The organism is Variovorax ginsengisoli, from assembly GCF_030486595.1.
Lineage (GTDB): Bacteria > Pseudomonadota > Gammaproteobacteria > Burkholderiales > Burkholderiaceae_C > Variovorax > Variovorax ginsengisoli_B.
Genome location: NZ_JAUJZH010000009.1, coordinates 1 through 22,494, shown reverse-complemented (window position 1 = coordinate 22,494; position 22,494 = coordinate 1). Strand labels below are relative to the sequence as shown.

20 protein-coding genes are annotated in these 22,494 nt (G+C 66.7%); 8 read left to right on the top strand and 12 right to left on the bottom strand.

The annotated features are described in order from the left end of the window. Window positions 1-26: 26 nt before the first annotated feature. The 8 genes from QZH52_RS14140 to QZH52_RS14105 all read left to right on the top strand — a co-directional run bounded on the left by QZH52_RS14140 (window position 27) and on the right by QZH52_RS14105 (window position 9,758). Complete coding sequence (locus tag QZH52_RS14140) at window positions 27-938, top strand: LysR family transcriptional regulator (protein ID WP_301810020.1); 912 nt, start codon at window positions 27-29, stop codon at window positions 936-938. Window positions 939-1,337: 399 nt separating this feature from the next. Continuing rightward, a complete protein-coding gene (locus QZH52_RS14135; RefSeq protein ID WP_301810018.1) occupies window positions 1,338-1,796 on the top strand; it encodes a type IV pilin protein in 459 nt (152 codons plus the stop codon). Next, a complete protein-coding gene (locus tag QZH52_RS14130; protein WP_301810014.1) occupies window positions 1,790-2,410 on the top strand; it encodes a pilus assembly FimT family protein in 621 nt (206 codons plus the stop codon). Before QZH52_RS14135 ends, QZH52_RS14130 begins: the two co-directional genes overlap by 7 nt. Further along, window positions 2,407-2,820: a type IV pilus modification protein PilV gene (pilV, locus tag QZH52_RS14125; protein WP_301810013.1), complete on the top strand. Its 414-nt coding sequence runs from the start codon at window positions 2,407-2,409 to the stop codon at window positions 2,818-2,820. Before QZH52_RS14130 ends, pilV begins: the two co-directional genes overlap by 4 nt. Next, complete coding sequence (locus QZH52_RS14120; protein WP_366919297.1) at window positions 2,817-4,025, top strand: PilW family protein; 1,209 nt, start codon at window positions 2,817-2,819, stop codon at window positions 4,023-4,025. Before pilV ends, QZH52_RS14120 begins: the two co-directional genes overlap by 4 nt. Continuing rightward, the gene (locus QZH52_RS14115) at window positions 4,022-4,633 is read left to right on the top strand and encodes a pilus assembly PilX family protein (RefSeq protein WP_301810008.1); all 612 of its coding nucleotides are present in this window, start codon (window positions 4,022-4,024) and stop codon (window positions 4,631-4,633) included. Before QZH52_RS14120 ends, QZH52_RS14115 begins: the two co-directional genes overlap by 4 nt. A 19-nt stretch (window positions 4,634-4,652) precedes the next feature. Continuing rightward, a complete protein-coding gene (locus QZH52_RS14110) occupies window positions 4,653-8,825 on the top strand; it encodes a PilC/PilY family type IV pilus protein (protein ID WP_301810007.1) in 4,173 nt (1,390 codons plus the stop codon). A gap of 111 nt (window positions 8,826-8,936) precedes the next feature. Then, a complete protein-coding gene (locus QZH52_RS14105) occupies window positions 8,937-9,758 on the top strand; it encodes a MipA/OmpV family protein (protein WP_301810005.1) in 822 nt (273 codons plus the stop codon). Window positions 9,759-9,776: 18 nt separating this feature from the next. On the opposite strand, the gene QZH52_RS14100 is transcribed toward QZH52_RS14105, so the two are convergent. The 12 genes from QZH52_RS14100 to QZH52_RS14045 all read right to left on the bottom strand — a co-directional run bounded on the left by QZH52_RS14100 (window position 9,777) and on the right by QZH52_RS14045 (window position 22,222). Continuing rightward, window positions 9,777-10,487 carry a GntR family transcriptional regulator gene (locus QZH52_RS14100; protein WP_301810003.1) on the bottom strand — a complete coding sequence of 237 codons (711 nt, stop codon included), beginning with the start codon at window positions 10,485-10,487 and terminating at the stop codon, window positions 9,777-9,779. Between the two features lie 58 nt (window positions 10,488-10,545). Then, a complete protein-coding gene (locus QZH52_RS14095) occupies window positions 10,546-11,301 on the bottom strand; it encodes an aspartate/glutamate racemase family protein (protein WP_301810001.1) in 756 nt (251 codons plus the stop codon). Then, window positions 11,298-12,734 (bottom strand): dihydropyrimidinase, encoded by a 1,437-nt coding sequence (gene hydA, locus QZH52_RS14090; RefSeq protein ID WP_301809997.1) that lies wholly within the window; start codon window positions 12,732-12,734, stop codon window positions 11,298-11,300. The genes QZH52_RS14095 and hydA overlap by 4 nt, the downstream gene beginning before the upstream one ends. Further along, window positions 12,731-13,450: a maleate cis-trans isomerase family protein gene (locus QZH52_RS14085; RefSeq protein ID WP_301809994.1), complete on the bottom strand. Its 720-nt coding sequence runs from the start codon at window positions 13,448-13,450 to the stop codon at window positions 12,731-12,733. Before QZH52_RS14085 ends, hydA begins: the two co-directional genes overlap by 4 nt. A 22-nt stretch (window positions 13,451-13,472) precedes the next feature. Further along, entirely contained in the window at window positions 13,473-14,786 is a 1,314-nt protein-coding gene (locus tag QZH52_RS14080; protein ID WP_301810529.1) for an MFS transporter, read from the bottom strand. Between the two features lie 202 nt (window positions 14,787-14,988). Next, complete coding sequence (locus QZH52_RS14075) at window positions 14,989-16,230, bottom strand: pyridoxal-phosphate-dependent aminotransferase family protein (protein WP_301809992.1); 1,242 nt, start codon at window positions 16,228-16,230, stop codon at window positions 14,989-14,991. A 31-nt stretch (window positions 16,231-16,261) separates the two neighbouring features. Continuing rightward, window positions 16,262-17,032 carry a fumarylacetoacetate hydrolase family protein gene (locus tag QZH52_RS14070; RefSeq protein ID WP_301809989.1) on the bottom strand — a complete coding sequence of 257 codons (771 nt, stop codon included), beginning with the start codon at window positions 17,030-17,032 and terminating at the stop codon, window positions 16,262-16,264. Window positions 17,033-17,061: 29 nt separating this feature from the next. Continuing rightward, entirely contained in the window at window positions 17,062-17,856 is a 795-nt protein-coding gene (locus QZH52_RS14065) for a 2-keto-4-pentenoate hydratase (RefSeq protein ID WP_301809986.1), read from the bottom strand. After that, window positions 17,832-19,208: an amidase gene (locus tag QZH52_RS14060; RefSeq protein WP_301809984.1), complete on the bottom strand. Its 1,377-nt coding sequence runs from the start codon at window positions 19,206-19,208 to the stop codon at window positions 17,832-17,834. The genes QZH52_RS14065 and QZH52_RS14060 overlap by 25 nt, the downstream gene beginning before the upstream one ends. Window positions 19,209-19,215: 7 nt before the next feature. Beyond that, a complete protein-coding gene (locus QZH52_RS14055; protein WP_301809981.1) occupies window positions 19,216-20,508 on the bottom strand; it encodes a TRAP transporter large permease in 1,293 nt (430 codons plus the stop codon). Continuing rightward, window positions 20,505-21,152 carry a TRAP transporter small permease subunit gene (locus QZH52_RS14050; RefSeq protein ID WP_301809979.1) on the bottom strand — a complete coding sequence of 216 codons (648 nt, stop codon included), beginning with the start codon at window positions 21,150-21,152 and terminating at the stop codon, window positions 20,505-20,507. The genes QZH52_RS14055 and QZH52_RS14050 overlap by 4 nt, the downstream gene beginning before the upstream one ends. Window positions 21,153-21,163: 11 nt before the next feature. After that, complete coding sequence (locus QZH52_RS14045; RefSeq protein WP_301809976.1) at window positions 21,164-22,222, bottom strand: TRAP transporter substrate-binding protein; 1,059 nt, start codon at window positions 22,220-22,222, stop codon at window positions 21,164-21,166. Window positions 22,223-22,494: the final 272 nt, after the last annotated feature.

Sequence of the window (22,494 nt, the reverse complement as noted above, 5' to 3'; positions counted from 1 at the left end):
AAACGAATCAGATATGATGAAATCGTATGAATCAACCGAGCAAGTTCAGCCCGAGCATCCGGCAGCTGCGGGCCTTTCGCGCCGTGTTCCATCTGGGAAAGCTCAGTGCCGCGGCCGAACAGCTTTCGCTCACCCAGTCCGCGGTGAGCGTGCTGATCCGCCAGCTCGAGGAAGGCTTGGGCACGCGACTGTTCGATCGAACGACCCGATCGCTCCGCTCGACACAAGCGGCGATGGAGGCGATTTCGGTGGCCGAACGGGTTCTCCGTGATGTCGACTCGCTGGGGGCTGGCCTTCGAGACCTGGGGCAGCTTCGGCGCGGCCGGGTGTCGCTCGCCATCACGCCGACCCTCGGAGAGATCCTGCTTCCGGCCGTGGTGCGGCGCTTCGGCAAATTGCATCCCGAGATCCGCGTCGTGGTGGACGACTGCGCTCCGGACCAGTTCGTCTCTCGCATCGTGGGCGAGCACGTGGACCTCGGGCTCGGGGCTCCGGAACGCGCGGCGGCCGATGTCGACACCGAGCGAATCATGGGCGACACCTTGGCCCTCGTCTGCCGCAAGGACGATCCTCTCGCGGCTCGGACCCGTCTGCGATGGTCGAACCTCGACGGCGTGCCCGTCATCACCGTCAGGCCAGGATACGGAATTCGACAGATGATCGATGGCGCGGCGGCGCACGCGGGTGTCATGCTCGATGTCGCGAACGAAGTCACGTTCTTCTCGACTGCCTTGTGGATGACCGAGGCAGGCGCCGGGCCCTCGATCATGCCGACAGCGTACGCGCGCGCCTCACGTCACAAGGACCTCATCGTGAAGCGCCTCCACGAGCCCTTGGTTTCCCGAGACCTCTCCCTGGTCACCAAGCGCGGCCGGTCGTTGTCGCCGTCGGCGGAAGCGCTCGCCGTCGTGATCCGATCCGAGTTGGGCTCCGCCTAGACGGCGGCCGTCGCGCGAGCCCTTCCCAGAAGGAAGCGGTCGTTCGCGCGCCAAGCGCGACGGATTCGCTTCTCTTTCCATTGGAGCGCACCTGCCGCGGGGTAGGAGAGCGCCGCGTCAACATCGGGGTCCCGTCCGACGTGCGCCTTCGAGAAGCTGGGCAAGGATGCCAGCCTTTTTGCCCGGGCCGAGCGACGGTGCGCATACGTGCGGCTACTGCACCCATGTCACGAGCGACAGCTCCGCCCAAACGATGAAAAACCTCACGGATTTCAAGCCTCTGATGCCGAAAAGGAGACTCCCCCGATGAACGGTAGACACTGAGAATCAATGAGAATCAAAATTTGTCACAATTTGTGACTCGCAACGGTTAATAAAAACGTATTAAGGACATCGCCCGTGCATCTGTTCCCGCGCCGTCGCCAATTGGCTGGCTTTACGCTGATCGAACTCATGATCACCGTCACGATCATCGGCATCCTTGCAGCCGTTGCGATCCCGGCCTATTCGGAATACATCCGTCGCGGCCAGGTGGTCGATGCCACCCAGGGACTGGCGGCAATGCGCGCGGACATGGAGCGCCACTTCCAGGACAACCGGACCTACCTGACGGCGGGCCTGTACACCACCCCTTGCCAAGTGGATGAAGCCAAGCGCAAGGTGGGCAGTTTCACGCTGAGTTGCCCGGACCCCACGGCGACGGCGTACACGTTGACCGCCACCGGCAGCGGCGCGACCAGCGGCTTTGTCTTCACGATTGACCAAGCCAACGTGCGCACCACCACGCAAGTGCCCGTCGGTTCCGGCTGGATGACCTGCACCACCGCCTGGATCCTGAAAAAAGGCCAGGCGTGCTGAGGCCCCGTTCGGCGCCTCGCGCCGCCGGCTTCACTCTGATCGAGATGCTGGTGACGATGGTGGTCATGGCCATCCTGATGGGCCTTGCGATGCCCATCATGAGTACCTGGCTTCGCAACAGCCGATTGCGAGCAGCCAGCGACTCTTTGCAGGACGGCATCCGGCTGGCGCAGGCCGAGGCCTTGCGCAGAAGTCATCAAGTCGTGTTCTCGCTGACGGACGACAAGCCGACCGACACCACCTACACCGCGAAGACGAACGGAAAGAACTGGGCGGCAAAAACGGTCAAGCGAGTCAGCACGACCGAAGTGAGCGAATTCGTCGAAGCAGGAATCGTCGCCGAGCTGGAGTCTTCCATCACCATCACTGGTCCGAAGTCGATTTGCTTCAACTCCATCGGGCGACTGGTCGCGAATGACGATCCAGGCACGAATGCGGGCCTGTGCACGCTGCCGACGAACACGCCGCCATTGCAGTCCTACGACATTTCCTATGCCGATGCAGTGGCGGGGGTCGACCGTCCGCTGCGCGTGACGGTTGCCCTGGGTGGCCAGGTGCGCCTCTGCGACCCGGCCAAGAGCCTGTCGAGTGATCACCCGGACGGATGCCCATGACCCTTCCACGCCCACCTCTTCCCGGATCCGACCGCCAGAATGGCGTTGCCCTCCTCGAGGTGCTGGTCGCCATCCTTCTTTTCTCCTTCGGCATCTTGGGCCTCATCGGCTTGCAGGCCCGCGCCATCAGCTATTCGACCGACGCCGAGGACCGCAATCGGGCGGCGATGCTGGCCAACGAGATCGCGACGACCATGTGGCTGAACAACTCCCTCTCGGTGCCGGAAGCCACGCTCGCCACTTGGCAACTGAAGGTGGCCAACGCAACCGGCAGCGGCCTGACAGGGGGAGTGGGAACGGTCACGGCTGACGCAACGGACCACTCAGCCAACGTCCTCATCACCTGGAGGGCGCCGAACCGGACCGAGACAGGGGACAGTCAACTCGTGACCAAGGTGATCATCCCATGAGGTCGAACATCCACGAAGCCCGCAGCCTGCAGCTGCAGCGAGGCACGACCTTGATCGAACTGATGGTCGCCGTCGTGATCGGCCTGGTCGTGACGCTGGCCGTCACCAGCGCCGTCATCTTCGGCGAGGCGCAGAAGCGCACGACCACGTCGACCAACGACATGGGGCAGTCGGGCGCCTACGGTGCCTACCTGCTCGACCGCGCGACGCGCAGCGCAGGCTCGGGTTTCACACAGTCGTGGGACCTCGGCATCTTCGGCTGCAAGCTCAATGCGAGCCGCGCCAATACGGCCATCCTGCCGCGTCCCACCGCGTTTCCAGTGCCCTTTCAAGGGTTTCTCGGCGGAGCTGCCGGCAGTGCGAATCTTCGGGTTTCACCGGTCCTCATCGGCGCAGGGCAAGGCATCGACGGCTCGTCCGACGTGATCGCGGTAATGGGCGGGAACGGCGCCGCGGGGGCCGTACCGCGCGCCATCCGCTCCATCAACACCGACATCGATACGCTTCGCCTGGATAACACGATCGGCCTGGCGAACGGAGACATGGCGCTGGTGAGCCAGGCCGGGTCGAACGACTGCTTTCTCGAGCAGGTCAACGGCGCGAACAGCGTCCTTGCCACGGTCAACAATGACGTGCTCCTGCTGGGCGGCACGTACTTCAAGGCCGGCAACTCTGCGTTGGGAACGATGGCCGACAGCGGTGCCGCGTACTTCACGCCACTCGGCAACATCGCCGCCAATGACCTGCAGTTTCAGCTGTTCGCCGTCGGCGCCAACCGTACCCTCTTCAGCTACGACCTCTTGAAGAGCAACGGCAGCGACGATCCACAGGCGATCGTCGAGGGTGTGGTGCAGATGAACGCGCTCTACGGCATGGTCAATCCGACCACCGGCGCCTTCACGGGATGGGTTGCGCCGTCGAAGACGCCGGGTGACCCCTACTACATCGATACCGTGATGACGACGCCGCTCACCGCCCGAAGCATCGCGGCAGTGCGAATTGCCCTGGTCATGCGAAGCAGCCAGCAGGAGAAGGCCGACCCAGGCGGCCAGAAGGTCGCGCCCGCTGGGTTCACCCTGTTCGGTGACCTGGCGGAATCGCTGCACAAGTCCGTCGTCATCAGCGACGAGAACCAGAACTATCGCCACCGGGTTGTCGAATTCACCATTCCCTTGCGCAACATACTGTTGCTGCCGACCACATGACGACCCGCCCATCCCCATGGCGCCGGCGAGAGCGCGGCGTGGTGCTGCTGTTCTGCCTGATCATCCTGGTCGTGCTGCTGGCTGGCGGCGTCGCCGTGGTGCGCTCGATGAACTCGTCGTTGTTCAGCGCCGGCAACCTCGCGTTCAAGCGGGATCTGGTCAACCGCGGCGAACTGGCCGCGGCGCAGGTGATGACCTTGTTCAAGACCGGCGCGCTGGCTGGATCGGCCGACACGGCGGACATGAAATCCGAGAACTACAGCGCGACGGCACTGCCGGTCAACGGCAAGGGCATTCCTACCGCCCTGCTCAGCGACACGGCATATGACGCGAAGGCGAGCAAGAAGATCGGCAACGACGCCGACGCCGTGACGATCCGCTACATCATCGACCGCATGTGCAACGACGTCGGCACGCCGGCCTCGCTGGGCGCCAAGGGATGCGTCTATGCCCCCCTGACGACGCAGGTCCTGGGAGGCAGCAGCCAACGCGCGAAGGACGACCTGCCGCCGCCCGCGTCCTTGATCTACCGGTTGACCATCCGGGTCGACGGCCCGCGCAACACGCAGGTCTTCCTGCAGTCGTCGTTCACCAAGCCCGACTTATAAGAAAGCCGACAGGCTCATCATGAAAAAACCCTCATCGAGCTGGACAGGCGCTGCCCGCGCCGCCGGCCTGGCGGCCATGCTGCTTGGCGCCCATGGCCTCATCGGTGCGGCCAGCCTGGCCAACCAGCCAGTGTTCGCGACATCCAACGTTCCCGGCAATCTGGCCCTGGCGCTGTCGGTCGAATGGCCGACCGCCTCGCGCACGGCCCATACCGACAACTATTCCAGCGCCGCCACCTTCCTCGGCTACTTCGATCCCAACAAGTGCTATGCGTATGTGGCCGACAGCACGCCCAACGACACCAACACCGGCAACAAGAGCTACTTCAATCCGGTCGCCATGGCGACCGCGCACAAGTGCTCGGGCTACTGGAGCGGCAATTTCCTGAACTGGGCCGGAACCACGACCATCGATCCTTTCCGCTGGGCCATGACCGGTGGCCGGCGCGTGGTCGACGATGTCGACCTCACCATCCTAGAACAGGGCTGGCACGGCAACCGCGGCTTGTTCGACGACCGCTACCTTCCAACCGCCGAAATAGCCGGCGCGACGCCGGACCCGACGACAAGCTCGGTTCTCATCAAGGCCCAGAACATGGGGTTCAAGATGCGGGTCACCCGCGAGACCCTGACCGGGGGCCGGCCGCTCAAGGGCGACTACTACCAAGGCACGAGCGGCCAGTACAAGGGCTTCGTCGGCGGCGCGACCGCAACGGTGGTCAACGACGACGCCAACCACATCTGGAATGGCGCGAGCCCGGCACCTGGCGTCACAGGCAGCTATTTTTCCGCCCGCTATACCGGCTCGTTCAGTGCGCCGGAGGCCGGAACCTACTACTTCCGCACGCTCTCGGACGACGGCGTGCGGCTCTGGATCGACGATGTACTCTTGATCGACAACTGGACCGATCACGGCACGACGACGGACACCAGCCAAGCCGTGACGATGACCGCGGGACAGAGTTTCAATGTCAAGCTGGAGTTCTACCAGGGCAACGGTGGTGCCCAGCTTCAGTTCCAGTGGCAAAGGCCCTCGAGCACCAGTTTCACGACTTTCACCACGGCCAGTACGTCCGTCGACTACACGATGCGCGTGAAGGTCTGTGCACCGGTGGCCGGCCTGACCCTCGAATCGAACTGCCAGAAGTATGGAAACAACTACAAGCCCGAAGGCTTGATCCAGAAATACGCGCAACGCATGCGGTTCAGCGCCTTCGGCTACCTGAACGACAGCAGCGACCAGCGCGACGGCGGGGTGATGCGCGCCAGCCAGAAGTTCGTCGGGCCCAACCAGCCGGTGCCCGGCCTGCCCGACACGGACAACGGTGCCAAGGAGTGGAGCTCGACCACGGGCCAGTTCGTGCGCAATCCCAACCCGACGGATGCGAGCAACACGACCGCCGCGACCGGCATCACGATCCAGGACAGCGGCGTCATCAACTACCTGAACAAGTTCGGGCAGCTGATTCCCGGCGACTACAAGGACTATGACCCGGTCAGCGAGATGTACTACTCGGTGCTTCGCTACTACAAGAACCTGGGCAACGTGCCACTGTGGAGCAATCTTGGAACGAACGACACGGGCTCCAAGGCCCGGATGCTCGACGGCTTCCCGGTGATCACCAACTGGGACGATCCGATCCAGTACTCGTGCCAGCGCAACTTCGTGCTTGGCATCGGTGACATCTACACCCACGTCGACAAGAACGTGCCTGGCAATACCGACTACAGGACGCGCGAGCCGGCCATCCCCGCCGAATTCGCAACCGACCCGGTGAATGCTGTGACTGCCACCAACAAGGTCGGGGCGCTCCAGGGACTGGGCAGCATCGGCAGCACCGACGACTACAGCGGACGCAACAATTCCGCCTATATCGCCGGTCTCGCCTACGACGCGAACACGACCGACATCCGACCCGACGTTGCCGGGGTCGCAAAGACCGTCGGCAAGCAGACGGTCCAGACCTACTGGGTCGACGTGCTGGAGCAGTCGTTCCAGGCCAACAACCAGTTCTACCTGGCAGCGAAGTTCGGCGGCCTCAAGGTCCCGGGCGACTTCGACCCCTACAACTTCGTCGACAACATTCCCCTGACCTGGTGGTCCACGAGCGGCGAGACGCTCACCGACGTGCGAAACAACACCGTCCAGAATCGGCCCGACAACTACTTCACCGCTGGACGGCCCGACCAGATGCTCGACGGCCTGACCCGAGCGTTCGCCAGCATTGCCAATGCCATCAAGGCCTACACCACGTCCTTCTCGCTCTCCGCCGTCCAGGTGTCGTCGTCGGGCGCGGCGTCGTACGCCTCGCAATACGACTCCAACGGCTGGAGCGGCGTGCTGACGGCCAGCAACATCACCTTTGCCAGCGACGGCACGCCGTCGTCGACCACGGTCTGGAGCAGCGCCACGACCTATGAATCGCAGCTGGCCGGAATCGGATGGGATACCGGCCGCCGCATCGCCACCTGGGACAGCGCTGCCGGGGTCGGCGTTCCATTCCGGGCGGGGAGCCTTCCGGCCGGACTGAAGGCGGCACTGAACACGCCGTGGGACACACCTGCGGCAACCGACGACAGCGCCAACTACCTCAACTACCTGCGCGGCGATCGGAGCAACGAGAAGACGGCGGCCGCCACGTCGCGGCCCTATCGGCAGCGCCTCGCGCTGCTCGGCGATATCGTGAATGCAAAGGTCACGCCTGTGGCACCTCCCTCCATGCGGTACTCCGAATCGATCAACCCTGGATACACGACCTTCAAGACGACCTGGGCGACCCGCCCGACCATGGTCTACGTGGGTGCCAACGACGGGATGATGCACGCCTTCAACGGCGCACTGAGTGGCTCGGAAGCGGGCAAGGAACAGTTCGCCTATGTACCGAGCGCACTGTTCAACGGGCCCAGCAATCCGGCGACGCCCACGGTCGACGGACTGGCCCAGATCGGCAACCCGAACTACGAGCATCGCTACTACGTCGACGCGACGCCGCTGGCCTTCGACATCGACTTCAACTATGCGGCCGGCGTCAAGTCGACCACCAACGCAACGAACTCAGACTGGCGCACGGTGGTCATCGGCGGCCTGGGCAAGGGCGGCAAGAGCTTCTATGCCATCGACGTGACCAATCCCGCGGGCATGACGACCGAGGCCATCGTCAAGGACAAGGTGCTTTGGGAGTTCACCGACAACAGCACCATGGGCTACAGCTTCGGCGCACCGCTGGTGATCAAGACGCCGAAATATGGCTGGGTGGTGGTGTTCACTTCAGGTTATGTCGACGGCAACGCCAGCACGGCCGGCTACATCTATTTCGTCGACCCGCGCAACGGCACGCTGCTCGAGAAGGTGGCGACGGCAACTGCCGCCCCAGGCCTGGCCCAGGCCACGGCGTACATCAAGGATTTCACCGACGGCACGGCCGACGCGATCTATGCCGGCGACCTGAACGGTCAGTTGTGGCGCTTCGATGTCAGCGCCGCAACCGGCGGCTACCCGGCGCCGCTGATGCTGGCGACGGTGACCGACGCGGCGAGCGGCGGCAACGCCCAGCCCATCACGTCGCAGCCGCTGGTCGAAGTCGACCCGAAATCGCGCAAGCGCTATGTGATGTTCGGGACTGGACAGCTGCTGGACACGATCGATATCAACACCAGCGGAAGCCAGACCTTCTACGCCATCATCGACGGTACCGCCACGACCTTCGGCACCACGAGCGGGTTGCCTGCCGGCGCGTCATATCCGCTGACCCGCGCGAACCTGACCGGCATCGGCGTCGAGGACCTGATCAGCGCGACGGCGCTGGATTTCAACAACAAGGTCGGTTGGTACGTCGACCTCGGCACCACCAACAGCGTCGCCTGGCGCGCGGTGTCGAATCCGACGGCCTACAGCGGCATCGTGGCGTTCTCGTCGCTGCTGACGACCGGCAACGCCTGCAGCCCGTCGGGGCAGAGCCGGATCTACGCAGTCAACTTCGGCTCGGGCAAGTCGGCGTTGACGCCGGAAGGAACGCTTTCCTACGTGAGCAATTCGGCGGCCATCACCGACTTGAAGTTCCTCGGCGTCGATGGGCGCGTGAGACTGATATCGGGTGACGTTCAAGGAGAGCTTCGCCGGGTCGGGGTGCAGACGGGGGCGGGAACCGCGGTGAGGTTGTTGAACTGGCGGGAAGTGCCGGCGGTGGATTGAAAAGGGCAGGCCCGCCGATCGTTCTTCGCGCTGCGTGACAAAAACCGAAATGCGCCCTACGCTTTGCCCCGGTAGGGTTCACACTTCTTCGTCATGCTTCAGAAACGCTCGATGCTTCACGGCCAAAAAATTGGCGCTCACTTCATTTTTCTGAGTACAACGGTCGCCGCCTTGCTGACTGCGCACGACGCGATGGCCCAGGCCCGGCTGGATCAGGCGGCCGATGACAGCTGGCGGTTTTCGGCGGGGCTCGGCGTCTTCAACCGCCCCAGGTATCCCGGCAGCGGCGACACGCAGACGGTGGCTGTGCCGCTGGTCACCGCAAACTATGGACGCTACTTCATCGGCGGCACGCCGGGGGCGGGCTTTCCATTCGGTGTCGGCTTCAACATCATCCAGGATGACGCCTGGCGCTTCGGGATCGCCTTGGGCGGCGAACTGACCAAGCCGCGCAAGGAGTCCGACGCGCCGATCCTCCGCGGCTGGGGCGACATCCCCGAGACCGCACTCGGCAGCGTGTTCGCCTCCTATACCTACGACTGGCTGACGGTCCGGGGCTTCCTGCTTTCCGACATCGGGGGCAACGACCAAGGCACCCGGATCGCCCTCGACCTCGAAGGCAGGTACCTGGTCAACGACAGGCTGGTCCTGACGGCCGGGCCCGGTGTCACCTGGGCCAACGGCAAGTACACCCAGACCTTCTACGGCATCAGCGCCCCGCAGAGCCTGATCGCCGGCGTGGCGCCGTACCGGGCGGGAGGCGGCCTCAATACGGTGCGCTTCTCGGTCGGCGCCCAGTACCAATTGACCGCCCAGTGGGGCCTTGGCGCGAGCGTCTCCGTCGCCTGGCTGCAAGGCGACGCCGAAAACAGCCCGATCACCGAAGACAGAACGCAAACGACCTACGGCGTCTTCGCTTCCTACAGGTTTTGACGGCAGGCCGAGTGGGCGCTATGTGCCGAGGATGCTCTCCAGATCGGCCTCGTCGCTGCCCGCATCGAGCTTGAGGCTTTCCTGGATGTGATCCAGGTGATGAAGCATCAGTGTTTCGGCCCGCTTCGCATCGTTGCGCTTGATCGCTTCCACGATCTCCTCGTGCTCGTCGGCGCGGCAGCTGGTCGCGGTGGGCGCGTCGTACAGCGAGATGATCAGGCAGGTCAGCGTCGACAGCTCGCGCATCGTGCGTGCCAGCGCCGAATTGCCGGCGAGCTCGGCCAGCAGCAAATGGAACTCGCCCGACAACCGGACCACCGCGCGCGCGTCGTTGCGCTGGCGCGCGTCGGCTTCCAGCTCGAGGTGCCGGCGCAGCCGCTGCATCTTGAAGTCGTCGATGGTGCCGACCAGCCGGCGCAGCACGCCGGGCTCGATCAGGCGGCGCGCCTCGAAGACATCGCGCGCCTGCTCGATGGTGGGCTTGGCGACATGCGCGCCGCGCTGCGGCACCAGCTCGACGATCTGTTCGTGCGCCAGGCGGGCCAGCACCTCGCGCACCTTGGCGCGGCTGGTGCCGAAGATGTTGGCCAGCCGGTCTTCGCCGAGCTTGGTACCCGGCGCGAGCCGGTGCTCGAGGATCGCCGTGGAGATCTTCTCGGCAATGGCGTCGACGCTCTGCTCGCGGGCGGCGCCGCCGGCTTCCTTGGGTGGACTCAGTTTCTTTGGCATGGCTTTCGATCTTAGCGACGACGCACGGACCGCGTGCCAGCGCCGCATCGGCGAGGCCTCATCGCTGCGTGCGGTCGCGGGCGAGCAGGCGCGCGATGCCCTCCGGCAGGCCGTGGTTCGGCTTGATCGGCGGCGGCGCGAAGCTGCCCTGCCGCGCCGGCAGCGTGCCCAGCGAAACCAGGGTCTGCGCATGGCACACGGCGCTCGACACGCCATCGACCACGGGCACGGGAATGCGCTCCCGGATGGATCGCGCCAGGCCCGCCAGCGGCGCACCGGCGATGATGATCACGTCGGCGCCGTCGTCCTGCACGGCCGACAGGCACAGGGCCTCCAGGCGCGCGGTGTGGTCTTCCTGCACGCGGCCGATGTCCTTCAGCGGGTCGTCCAGGTTCCGGATGCTGGCCAACCGGTCGCTCAGGCCGTTGGCGGCGACGCATTCGCGGTACCACGCGGTGATGCGGTGCGAGATCGCCACGATCGAGAAGCGCTTGCCGAGCAGGCAGGCGCTCATCAGCGCCGCCTCGGTGAGGCCGACCACGGGGATGTCCAGCACTTCGCGCAGGCCGTCGATGCCAGGGTCGCCGAAGGCCGCGACCACGATCGCATCGTGCCGGTCGCAATGTTCGGCCGCCAGCGTGGCGGCCGCGTAGGCGCCGATCAGCGACTCGAAGCGGGTCTCGATGTAGGCGACGCCGAAGGGCGCCGTGAGCACGCTCACCTGCGTGCCCGGCGCGGCGGCGCGGCGGGCCTCGGCCTCGATCAGGTCGGAGACGCTCTGGGAGGTGTTGGGGTTGATCAGCAGGATCTTCATGGCGTGCCTCGCTGTGGCGCCTGCGGCAGCAGCGTGGGCCGGCCGCGGCGCAGGAACTCTCCGCGGCCGGCGCGCGGATGGAATGTCTGTCCGTCCCACACGACCTCGCCGCGCGCCAGCGTGAGGGCGGGCCACGCCTTCACGTCGATGCCTTCGTAGGGCGTGTAGTCGACCGCATGGTGCAGGTCGGCGTTGCGGACCTGCCGGGGCGTCGCGCCCCAGACCACCAGGTCGGCATCGGCGCCGATCGCGATGGTGCCCTTGCGCGGGTGCAGGCCGTAGGCCTTGGCGGGATTCGTCGACGTGAGTTCGACGAAGCGGTTGATCGTGATCCGCCCATCGAGCACGCCGTGCGAGAACAAGAGCGGCAGGCGCGTCTCGATGCCCGGAATGCCGTTGGGGATGTGACGGAACTCGACCTCCTTGCCGCCCGGCTTCTTGCCTTCGGGCGCGTCGTAGCGGAACGGCGCGTGGTCGGACGAGAAGATCGTGAACAAGCCGTCGGCCAGGCCGTTCCAGATGACCTGCTGGTTGTCCTTGTTGCGCGGCGGCGGGCTGCAGACGCAGCGCGCGCCACCGTAGCTGTCGTCGATGCCGAGGTCCTCGGCCGTGAGGAAGAGGTACTGCGGGCAGGTCTCGGCGAACACGTGCAGGCCGTGCGAGCGCGCCCAGCGGATCTGCTCGACAGCCTCCTTGCCCGAGACGTGGACGATCATGATCGGCACGTCGACGAGTTCCGACAGCGCGATCGCGCGATGGGTCGCCTCGCGTTCGACCAGCATCGGCCGCGAATGTGCATGAAAGCGCGGCGCGGTCCGGCCGCTGGCCTCCAGCCGCCGGGTCAGCCACTCGATGCAGTCGGCGTTCTCGGCGTGGATCATCGCCATCGCGTCGTGGCTGCGGGCGACGTCCAGCACGTCCAGGATCTGGCCGTCGTTCAGCTTGAGGTCGTCGTAGGTCATGTAGATCTTGAACGAGGTGTAGCCCTCGGCGATCAGCTGCGGCAGCTCGTTCTTCAGCACCTCCTCTGTGGGGTCGCTGACGATCAGGTGGAAGGCATGGTCGACGTGCGCGCGGCCTTCGGCCCGCTCGTGGTAGTCGCGCACCGCGGCGCGCAACGACTGGCCTTTTTGCTGCGCGGCGAACGGGATCACCGTGGTCGTGCCGCCGCAGGCGGCCGCGCGGGTGCCGGTGTCGAAGTCGTCCGCCATGCGCACGGGCGCTTCCATGGGCTGGTCGAGATGGCAGTGGGCATCGACGCCGCCGGGCGTGACGAAGGCCCCGGCGGCGTCGATCTCGCGGCGCCCCGGCGGCAAGCCCAGTCCCAACTGCACGATACGGCCGGCCGCGATGCCGATGTCGGCGTCGAAGGTGTCGCTGGCGGTGGCCACGCGCGCGTTGCGCACGACCAGGTCGAATTGGCTTGTGCTCATGCGAACAGCCCTCCCCAGCCCTTGACCGCGCGCGGATCGACGTCGGCGAGCTTCAGTGCCTTCCAGACCACGGTCGCCACCGAGTCGTAGATCGGGATGCCGAGCTCATGCTCCATCTCGGCGGCCAGGGGCGCGCCGTGGAGGTTGGTGCACATCACCGTGATGGCGTCGGGCCTGCGCTGCGCGACCTCGCGGATCATCGTGCGCAAGGTATCTGGCGCGACCTCGGCGAACGAGAAGTTCACCGTCAGGTCCAGGTGGCGTTCGGCGACGCATTCGATGTCGAGCGCCGCGTAGTTGGCAACGATGCGCCGCTGCACGTCCTCGACGTAGGGCGAAACCAGGCCGAGCGTGCGCGCCCCCTGCGCCGCGAGCAGCTCGTTGAGCGCCAGCACCGACGTCGTCGCCGGGATGCCGGTCAGCTCGGTGATGCGGGCGCACAGCGCACGGTCGCGGTCGAAGCCGAGCCAGCTGGCGGAGGTGCCGCTCCAGCAGATCACGTCGACCTTGGCATCGGCCAGCAGCTGCGCGGCGTCGAGGATGGTGCGCTCGTCGAACTGGTTCTGCGACTTGTCGCCCATCGAGATCTCGGTCACCCGGAAGCGCGAGAAGTGGGCCGAGACGCCCGGCACGCCGGCGACCATCGCGCTGGTCAGCGGCTCGAGCGCCGTGTTGGAGGACGGCGTCAACACGCCGATTCGTTTTTGCTGGGACATCTCGCGGATCTCGAAAAGTGAACTAGACGGGCAGCTTCTTGCTGTAGTCGATCAGCAGCGTGGAGCAGACGAACAAGCCTGCGCCGGCCGCGGCGAAGAGCATCAGCGCCATGAAGTACGAGCCGGTCGCCTGCACGATCAGGCCGACCACGATCGGCACGCCGATGCCCGCGACGTTGCCGCCCAGGTTCATCGTGCCGCCGAGGAAGCCGACATGCGCCCGGCGGCCGAGGATCGACGGCACGCACCAGAAGAGACCGCACCAGCGCAGGAAGAACAGCGTGACCGACAGCAGGATGACGACCACCACCGGGTCCGTGATCTGCGAGACCATGTAGATCGCGAGGGTCGCGATGACCGAGGAGATACCGAACAGCGTGCGCAGGACCTTCGCATTCGAGGCGCCGGCCGCCTTCCATTTGTCGGCCAGCCAGCCGCCGAACATCTCGCCGACGAAGCCCGAGAAGAACATGATGAACACCGCCCCGCCCATCTGCTTGATGTCGAAGCCGTGGACCTTGGAGAGGTAGTTCGGCATCCAGGTGAGCAGGCCGTAGAAGAGCGCGTTGAAGCACATCCAGCCGAAGAACATGCCCCAGACCGAACGGAAGCGCAGGAAGTCGAGCAGTCGGCCGCTGGCGCCTGGCGGCTCGCTGGCGGCGTCCTGGGCGTGGCTGGCCTCGATGTACCTGGCTTCCGCCTCGTTGACGCCGGGATGCTCGCGCGGGTGGTTGCGGATGTAGCTCCAGGCGAACAGGCCGGCGACGACGGTGCCGACACCGGCGATCACGAAGGCCAGCCGCCACGAGCCGAGCACCGCGATCAGGCCCGAGATCAGGATCGCACCGAGCGCGGCACCGAGCGGCGCGCCGCCGTCGAGCAGGGTCGCGCCGCGGCCGCGCTCGTTCTGCGTCATCCAGATGCCGTTGAGCTTGCCGCCCGCCGGATAGATCGGGGCTTCCGCCGCGCCCAGGCCCAGGCGCGTCAGCAGCAGCGGAATCCAGCCGGTGCAGAAGGCGGCGATGGCCTGGAAGAAGCCCCAGCCGAGCGTCGCGCCGGCAATGACGACGCGCGGACCGAAGCGGTCGGCCAGCATGCCGCCCGGGATCTGCATCAGCGCATAGGTCCAGAAGAAGGAACTGAGCAGCAGGCCTTGCACGGCCGGCCCGATGTCGAACTCCTTCGCGATCAGCGGCATGGCCACGGACAGCGAAGCCCGGTCGATGTAGTTGATCGAGATGAGGAACAACATCATCAGGAAGATCTTCCAGCGGACCTTGGAGGGCTGGAGGGCGGTGTCGGGTGCTGCGGCGGTCGCCGTGGCGCCGGCCGTCATGGTGGGTGGCATCGGTTTTGTCTCCTTGCGTGGCACGGATGCCAGCCTGCAGGGAAGCACCCGGCAAGCTGGCGAGCTTGCAGCCGCGAGTCGGGGCGGGTCGGTCCCATGCACCACCGAGGCTGTGGGGCGGACTTTAGAACCGGCCGGAAATGATGTCAACATCGTTGTTGACAATGAATGTCGACTCTAGTGAAAACACCTACTCGATCGGCCGACTCGCGACATCGACGAGCGGTGTTCCAGCAAAGAACGCCATGGCGGCCAGCACGCCGCTGCCGGCCAGCGGAACGCCGGCCAGCTTGAGCCCCATCTCGACGCCGGTCAGCGCCGCCATCAGTGTCAGGTCGTTGCAGTCGCCCAGGTGGCCGATGCGGAACATGCGGCCCCTGAGCTTGCCCAGCCCGGCGCCGAGCGACAGATCGAAGCGCTCGTGGATCAGCCTGCGCAGCGCATCGGCGTCGACGCCCTGCGGCGTGATGACGCCGGTCAGAACCGGCGAATGCACGCGCTCGTCCGCGCATTGCGTCGGCAAGCCCCAGGCGCGCACGGCGGTGCGAACGCCTTCGCCCCAGCGCTGGTGGCGCGCGAACACCGCGGGCAGGCCCTGCTCGAGCACCATGTCGAGCGCCTCGCTGAGTCCGTAGAGAAGATTCGTGCTCGGCGTACAGGGCCAGTAGCCGCCCTTGTTCATCTCGACGATCTCGTCCCAGGCCCAGAAGGCCTTGGGCAGCCGCGCGGTCCTGGCGGCCTCGATGGCCTTGGGCGACAACGCATTGAAGCTGATGCCCGGCGGCAGCATCAGCCCCTTCTGCGAGCCGCTGACGGTGACATCGACGCCCCAGGCGTCATGGCGGTAGTCGGCACTCGCGAGACCGGAGATGGTGTCGACCATCAACAGGGCCGGATGGCCCGCCGCGTCGATCGCACGGCGAACCGCGGCGATATCTGAAGTGACGCCGGTGGACGTCTCGTTGTGCACCACGCACACGGCCTTGATGCGGTGCGCGCCGTCCTTGCGCAGGCGCTCCTCGATCAGGTCGGCCTGCACGCCATGGCGCCAGCTGCGCGGCAGCCCGGTCTCGTCGATGCCCGGCAGCGCGAGGAACTCGGGCTCCAGGCCCAGCCGCTGCGCCATCTTCTGCCACAGGCTGGCGAAGTGGCCGGTCTCGTACATCAGCAGGCTGTCGCCGGGACTGGCCACGTTGACCAGTGCGGCCTCCCAGGCGCCGGTGCCCGACGCCGGATAGATCACCACCGGGTGCTCGGTCTGGAAGACCTGCTGCAGCCCGCCGATCACCTTCTTGCCGAGGGTCGCGAACTCGGGCCCCCGATGGTCGATGGTCGGCAGGCTGATGGCGCGCAGGATGCGATCCGGCACCGGGCTGGGCCCGGGAATCTGCAGGAAATGCCGGCCGCTGGCATGGTCGTCTAGAGCGATCATGGTGTCTCTGTCCTTTGACTTCTTCAGGGGTCTACAACTGCACCGACGCACGGCCGATGCCCGGGAATTCAGCGCTGACGAGGTCGCCCTCGGCCGCGTCCAGGATGCCGACCCAGGTGCCGGTGGTGACCACCGTGCCGGCCGCCACGCGGCCACCGTTGCGGGTGGCGTGGCGCAGCCACGCGGGCAGCAGGTGCGCGGGGTCGCCGAGCGAGTGGGTCCCGCGGCGCTCGACCGTCGCTTGCGAGCCGATGCGGACTGTGCAGGCCTGGGCAGCCCAGTCGCGCGCAACGAACGGGACCCAGTCGCCGAGCACCAGCGCACCGTGCGACTGCAGGTCGGCCAGCTTGAAAAGCGCCGGCGCATCGAGGGCCTCCCGCCAACGCGAATCGACGATTTCTATCGAGACGGCCATCGCGTCGACCAGGGCCGGCGCGCTTCGCGCATCCAGCATCGATGCCAGTGCCTGGTCGACCTCGCGCCCGAGCCGCAGGGCGATTTCGGCCTCGATGCCGCGAAGATGGAACGGCCGCCCGCCGGCCCGGGCCGGACTCGGCCACACGCCTTCGGGCGGAAGTGGAGCGCAGGTCAGTTCAGCGTCGCGAGATGCGCCGCCGGCCTTCCAGTGACGCGGCGGCGAGGTCGCGAACCAGCCGAGTTCTTCGGCCACCCGCTGCTGCACCGCATAGGCATCGCCAGCGTCGCACAGCGCGTCGGCCAGCGACGCGGCGAGCGCCAGGGTGTTGTCGCGGCGGGCGCGGGTCAGTGCCTGGGCGACGACCTCGATCTTCGATGGGGACATATGGATTTCCTGTGACGGCTTCGAAAAGCTCAGAAGAAGATGCTCAGCGGCGTGAGGCCCGGCACTTCCGCGCGCACCGCCGTCCCTTGGGAGGCGAACAGCATGCCGGTGCACGAGCCGGTGGTGACGATCTGGCCGGCCTGGAGGCCCGCGCCTCGCGCAATGCAATGGTTGGCAAGCCATGCCAGGAGCGCGCCGACATCGGGGTGCGCATGCTCGCCGATGGTGTGCGCGACGACCTGGTCGTCGAAGCGCATCACGGCCTCGGTCCGCTTCAGGTCGAACCAGGCGATGTCGAACGCCGCGGGCTCGCCTACCACCAGCCCGCCATGGCTCAGCAGGTCGGCCAGGTGCGCCACGGGCTCGGCCTCGAGCCAGTCGGCCAGCCGGGTCTCGGCCACCTCGATCACCGGCAGCACCGACTCCACCGCCAGCGCCACCTCGTCGCGCGTGTACGGCCAGGCGCGCGGCGGCAGGTCGGACCCGAGCCGGAATGCGACCTCGACTTCGGCGCCGCGCAAGTGCCATGCGCCGCCGTCGAGCGTCGATCCGCCGCGCACCAGCCCCGCGGCCGGCAGCGGCGCGCAGACCGGCTCCCGGCCAGGGCTGGTCGCACCGACCTTCCAGCCGCCGATCGGGCCGATCGCAGCCAGGGTCGCGTCCTGGATCGCGTAGGCCTCGTCGCGGCCGCGCGCCTGCAGCAGCGTCGAAGGCACACGCCGCCCGTCGCGCCGCGCACGACCCAAGGCCTGCGCGGCCGCCTCCGGCGTGACCTGCGCCACCGCGGCCGCGGCAGGCGTCACAGGTCGGGGAAGCGCTGCCATGGATGGGCTTGCTCGATCGAGTGGGCCAGCGCCAGCAGCGCGTCGTCCGCGCCCTCGCGCGCGACCAGCTGCATGCCGACCGGAATCCCACCGGCGAAGCCGCAAGGCAGCGCGATGGCAGGCAGGCCGACGGCGTTGGCGAAGCCCGCGAAAACCGCATGGCCTCGCGGTCCGACATCGTGTCCGTCGATGCGCGGCGGGTGCGACTGGTTCGCCGGCCATGGCAGTGCCGCCGCCGCCGGCGTCAGCAGGAAGTCGTACCGGTCGAACAGGCGCGACAGCCCGCTGCGCAGCCGCTCGGCCTCGAACAGCAGGTCGAACAGGTCCGCCGCGGACGCCCTGCGGCCGGTTTCGGCATTGGCCTGCATCGCCGGGCCGAACGACGACGCATCGAAGGGCCGCTCCGACAGCTCCCGTGGATGCGCAACGAGCCACGCCAGGCCCACCTGCGCGAGCAGCGGCCAGCGCTCGTTCACCGCCTCGGCCATGTCGAAGTCCTGGGCCGTCGTGACGTCGTGCCCCATCCCCGCCAACTGGCGCGCGGCCGCTTCGGTCAGCGCAGCGATCTGCGGATCGACCGGGTGTAGCCCGAAGCGCGGAATGAAGAGGATGCGCGCACGGGGCGCGCTCCCCTCCTCGACCGAGCCGCGCCCGATCACCCGCATGACCGCGGCCGCATCGGCCACGCTGCGCGCGATCGGACCCGCCACCTCGAAGTCGAGGAAGATCGGCGGCAGCCCGTCGCCGCGCGGCACGCGCCCGCGCGAAGGCTTGAAGCCGACCAGGTTGGTGTGCGATGCCGGCCTGCGGATCGAGCCGCCGCCGTCGGTGCCCAGCGCGATCGGGCAACCGCCCGCGGCCACCAGCGCCACCGAGCCGCCCGACGAGCCGCCCGGCGTGAGCGACGGGTTCCACGGGTTGCCCGTGGGGCCGAACACCGGGTTGTCGGTGTAGCCCTGCATCGTGAACTCGGGCACGTTGGTCTTGCCGAAGATCACTGCGCCGGCGTCGCGCAAGCGTGCCACCGGGATCTCGTCTCGCTCCGCGACGAAGCCGGCCAGCGCGCGGCTGCCCCAATGGGTCGGCAGGCCGCGCACCTGCAGGTTGTCCTTGATGGTCACGGGCACCCCGTCCAGCGCGCCGAGCGCGCGGCCCGTGCGCCAGCGCGCGGTGCTTTGTCCGGCCGCGTGCGTCGCGCCTTCGAGGTCGAGCGCGACGATCGCGTTCAGACGCGGATTGACCTCTTCGCTGCGCGCCATGCATGCCTGCAGCGCCTCGGTCGGCGTGAACGATGCGTCGCGGAATCCGGCCGCGAGCTGCATCGCCGTGAGTTGCCAGAGCGGTTTGTTCATCGGCGGCTCACATGTGCGCCGGCAACCAGGTCACCAGCTGCGGGACGGCCATCAGCAGCAGCGTGAACAGGATCATGATCACCGCATACGGCAATGCGCCGTAGATCGCGTCCTCGATGCCGCCCTTGTCCGGGCGGATGCCGTGGACGACGAACAGGTTCATGCCCACGGGCGGCGTGATCAGGCCCAGTTCGCACATCAGCACGATGAAGATGCCGAACCAGATCGGGTCGACCCCGATCGCGGTCGCGATCGGATAGGTGATCGGGATGGTCGCGACCTGCATCGACAGCACGTCCATGAACATGCCCAGGATCAGGTAGAACACGATCAGCGCGAGGATCAGGCCGGTGGCCGACAGGCCCAGGCCCGCCACCCACTTGGTCATCGCCTCGGCCACGCCGGTCAGGCTCACCGTCAGGTTCAGGATGAAGGCCGCTGCGACGATCAGCAGGATCATGCCGCTCACGCGGGCCGTCGAGACGAAGCAGTTGCGCAGCAGCTCGCGGTTCAGCTTGCCCGACTGCCAGACGAAGCCCAGCGCGGCGATCACGCCGAGCGCAGCGCTCTCGGCCGCGGTGGCGATCCCGAAATAGAGGCTGCCCATCACGATGCCGAACACCACCGCCGGCGGGATCAGGTGCACCAGCGAGCGCAGCCTGTCGGCCAGCGGCACCTTCGGCTCGCGCATCACCTTGCCACTGGCCAGGCTCGAGACCGCGATCCAGAGCATGAAGCACAGCGTCAGAAGGAGGCCGGGGATGATGCCGGCGATGAACAGCTTGCCGATCGAGTTGTTGGTGAGCGACCCGTACACGATCATGTTCACGCTCGGCGGAATCAGGATGCCCAGGGTTCCGCCGGCCGCCAGGCTGCCCAGCGATGCCCGCATCGGATAGCCTCGCTTCTGCAGCGAAGGCAGCGCCACCGTGCCCACCGTGGCCGCGGTGGCGACCGACGACCCGGAGGTCGCGGCGAACAGCGCGCAGCTTCCGATGTTGGTGTGCAGCAGCCCGCCCGGCAGGCGGCCGAGCCAGGCCGACAGCGCGATGTACATGCGGTCCGCGATCCCGGACCGCAGCAGCAGCTCGCCGAGCAGCACGAACAGCGGCACGGAGGTCAGCAGGCTCTCGTTCTGCACGCCCCACACCACCGGAGCGATGGAGTCCATGAACGGCACGCCGTAGGCCGCGATGCCGCCGATGATCCCGACCGCCGCCATCGAGACGGCGATCGGCATGCCCACCAGCATGAGGGCGAGCATGGAGAAGAATGCGAGTCCGATCAGTGCAACGTTCATGATGGCGCTCCTTCGGAAGCCTGGCGCACCTTGAGGTCGTCCAGTTCTTCCTTCAGTTCTTCCTTCGCGCTCTTGGGATGGAAATCGCTGTTGAGCCTCGCGATGTCGCCGCGCAGGAGCAGCCGCGTCGCCCGCCATGCCAGTCCGCAAGCCACCAGCGCGAAGATCACGAGGCCGCCGTACCAGACGCTCTGCGGAATGATCAGCGGCGTCGCCCAGGGCGTCTGCGCCGTGCTGCGGTAGGCCGTCGTGTCCTGGATCACCTTGAACGCCACCCAGGCGATGAACAGCGCGAACACGGCCAGCGAGAGCATCGAGATCCAGTTCAGCAGCGCCTGCACGCGCGGCGAGAACTTCTCGTGGAACACGTCGACCCGGATGTGGTTGCGCCCGATCAGGGCCAGGCTGAAGGCGATGGTCGAGCCCACCGCCAAGGCGTAGCCGCCCAGTTCATCGGCGCCCTGCAGCGATATGTTGAACAGCTTTCGCGACAGCGTCTCGATGGTGACGATGACGGCCAGGCCGAGGAAGATCACGCCGAAGACGGTGGCCAGCACCGTTTCCAGGCGGGTCTTGAAGTCGACGCGCCCGGCGGGCGTGACCCGGTCGGCGGACACGGCAACGGATGGCCGGTCGCTGCTCATGGCGCCGCCGTTCACTTCAGCCCCAGCACCGGTGCAACCGTCGCCTGCCAGGTCTTCGAGCAGGCGGCGTTGGACTTGTCGCAGACCTCGGCCCACACCGGCAGTGACACCTTGGTCACCGCGCTGCGCACCAGGTCGATGTCCGCCGACGTGACCGGCACGTTGACGAGGTTGAACTTCTTGCCGGTCGTGCACGGGTCCTTGCCGGCATTGCAGTTCAGGGCGTCCTGGAAGAGCTCTTCGGAGTACTTCCACACATCGTCGCTCAGTGCATCGAAGGACTTCTTCAGCTTGGCCTGCTGGTCGGGCGCGAGCGCGTTCCAGGACTTCATGGTCATGCCGTAGCCATTGAGCGCCATCTGGAAGCCGATCGCCATCTGGTGCGTCGTCACTTCCGGCCAACCCGCGGAGTTGGCCGAGCTCGGCCCGGTGATCGCGCAGTCGACCACGCCCAGCGACAGCGACTGGTGCGTATCGGCGAACGACACTGGCACCGGCGTGCCGCCCACCATCTCGATGAACTTGGCCAGGTTCTGGTCGTACACGCGCACCTTCATGCCCTTGATGTCGGCCAGCTTGGCGACCGGCTTCTTGCAGAAGAGGATCTGCGGGCCGAAGGGCCAGACACCCAGCAGCTTGACGCCGAACTGCGACTGCAGTCGCGCATCCGCCGTATCGAAGTAGGCCTTGGCCACCTTGCGGCCGGTGGCGTAGTCCGGCGCCGCGCCGACCAGGTCCAGGCCCAGGATGGTAGGTTCGTCGCGGGAGTTCTGCGAAACGCGCAGGGACACGATGTCGAACAGTCCCGCCTTCATCACGCGAAGCTGCTCGGTGTCCTTGATGCCAAGCGTGTCGATCGGCTTGTAGTCGACATCGATCGGCAGCCCGGTCCTGGCGGCGAAGTTCTCGAAGAAGGGTTGCTCCTTGTTCTTCTGGATCAGGCCGGTGGCCAGCGGCTGGCCGATGGCCTTGAGCTTGATCCTCTCTTGCGCATGCGCTGCGGGCAAGGCGAGCATCACGACCATGGCGGCGGCCGCGGCGAAGGACTGGAGGCGAGGACGAGACAGCATGAAGGCTCCTGCAGGGGTGAGAGGGTGGGAAGGCGGCATTTCAGAAGCGATGCGCCATTGAATCGCGCCGAAGCCTGTGGCTGCGGACTATTCCGCTGCGTGGGAACTCCAGCGAAATTCCTTGCGGATCAAGGACTTGGCGCTGCGCGCCGATGGAAGGCGGGGGCTGATATGGCTTGATCCTGTCAAGAGGGCGAGCCGCTCTCTCCGGGGGCCGGATTTCAGAATCTTTCGCGAATGCCGGATAGGGAACGCGACGGAGCCGGGTGCGT

What these genes read in the sequence shown, in the direction of transcription:
- QZH52_RS14060 (WP_301809984.1), bottom strand. Translation starts at nt 19,208, where the DNA reads ATGAACAAACCGCTCTGGCAACTCACGGCGATGCAGCTCGCGGCCGGA.
- QZH52_RS14085 (WP_301809994.1), bottom strand. Translation starts at nt 13,450, where the DNA reads ATGTCCCAGCAAAAACGAATCGGCGTGTTGACGCCGTCCTCCAACACG.
- QZH52_RS14105 (WP_301810005.1), top strand. Translation starts at nt 8,937, where the DNA reads ATGCTTCACGGCCAAAAAATTGGCGCTCACTTCATTTTTCTGAGTACA.
- QZH52_RS14120 (WP_366919297.1), top strand. Translation starts at nt 2,817, where the DNA reads ATGAGGTCGAACATCCACGAAGCCCGCAGCCTGCAGCTGCAGCGAGGC.
- QZH52_RS14050 (WP_301809979.1), bottom strand. Translation starts at nt 21,152, where the DNA reads ATGAGCAGCGACCGGCCATCCGTTGCCGTGTCCGCCGACCGGGTCACG.
- pilV (WP_301810013.1), top strand. Translation starts at nt 2,407, where the DNA reads ATGACCCTTCCACGCCCACCTCTTCCCGGATCCGACCGCCAGAATGGC.
- QZH52_RS14075 (WP_301809992.1), bottom strand. Translation starts at nt 16,230, where the DNA reads ATGATCGCTCTAGACGACCATGCCAGCGGCCGGCATTTCCTGCAGATT.
- QZH52_RS14100 (WP_301810003.1), bottom strand. Translation starts at nt 10,487, where the DNA reads ATGCCAAAGAAACTGAGTCCACCCAAGGAAGCCGGCGGCGCCGCCCGC.
- QZH52_RS14070 (WP_301809989.1), bottom strand. Translation starts at nt 17,032, where the DNA reads ATGTCCCCATCGAAGATCGAGGTCGTCGCCCAGGCACTGACCCGCGCC.
- QZH52_RS14115 (WP_301810008.1), top strand. Translation starts at nt 4,022, where the DNA reads ATGACGACCCGCCCATCCCCATGGCGCCGGCGAGAGCGCGGCGTGGTG.
- QZH52_RS14045 (WP_301809976.1), bottom strand. Translation starts at nt 22,222, where the DNA reads ATGCTGTCTCGTCCTCGCCTCCAGTCCTTCGCCGCGGCCGCCGCCATG.
- QZH52_RS14095 (WP_301810001.1), bottom strand. Translation starts at nt 11,301, where the DNA reads ATGAAGATCCTGCTGATCAACCCCAACACCTCCCAGAGCGTCTCCGAC.
- hydA (WP_301809997.1), bottom strand. Translation starts at nt 12,734, where the DNA reads ATGAGCACAAGCCAATTCGACCTGGTCGTGCGCAACGCGCGCGTGGCC.
- QZH52_RS14110 (WP_301810007.1), top strand. Translation starts at nt 4,653, where the DNA reads ATGAAAAAACCCTCATCGAGCTGGACAGGCGCTGCCCGCGCCGCCGGC.
- QZH52_RS14065 (WP_301809986.1), bottom strand. Translation starts at nt 17,856, where the DNA reads ATGGCAGCGCTTCCCCGACCTGTGACGCCTGCCGCGGCCGCGGTGGCG.
- QZH52_RS14055 (WP_301809981.1), bottom strand. Translation starts at nt 20,508, where the DNA reads ATGAACGTTGCACTGATCGGACTCGCATTCTTCTCCATGCTCGCCCTC.
- QZH52_RS14080 (WP_301810529.1), bottom strand. Translation starts at nt 14,786, where the DNA reads ATGACGGCCGGCGCCACGGCGACCGCCGCAGCACCCGACACCGCCCTC.
- QZH52_RS14140 (WP_301810020.1), top strand. Translation starts at nt 27, where the DNA reads ATGAATCAACCGAGCAAGTTCAGCCCGAGCATCCGGCAGCTGCGGGCC.